Annotated in this window: 1 protein-coding gene; it reads left to right on the top strand. The window is 37.9% G+C overall.

Annotated elements, in window-relative coordinates; genetic code table 11:
• Positions 1-31 precede the first annotated feature (31 nt).
• The gene (locus M3206_RS19310; protein WP_425590753.1) at positions 32-130 is read left to right on the top strand and encodes a helix-turn-helix domain-containing protein; all 99 of its coding nucleotides are present in this window, start codon (positions 32-34) and stop codon (positions 128-130) included.
• The last annotated feature ends 123 nt before the right edge of the window (positions 131-253 follow it).

The raw sequence follows: 253 nt of genomic DNA, 5'->3' as shown, positions 1-253 counted from the left end.
GGATGAACGGATACGAATTGTACTTGATTGTTTGGAGAACGGGAAGGATTACCGGAAGATAGCTGAAACATACGAGGTCTCCTACCAACAGGTGTATCAATGGGTTAAGAAGTTTGAAGGTGGAGATTAATGATAAGCGTGGAAGAAGGAAGACAGAAGACGAGTTAACTCCTGAAGAGAAATTTAAGCTTCAGATGAAAAAATTAGAAAGAGAAAATGAACGGTTACGTGCAGAAAATGCATTTTTAAAAAA

This window comes from Fictibacillus phosphorivorans, from assembly GCF_023715845.1.
Classification (GTDB): domain Bacteria; phylum Bacillota; class Bacilli; order Bacillales; family Fictibacillaceae; genus Fictibacillus; species Fictibacillus phosphorivorans_D.
Note: the sequence above shows the minus strand (reverse complement) of the source record. Positions and strands in the feature narration are given on the sequence as shown.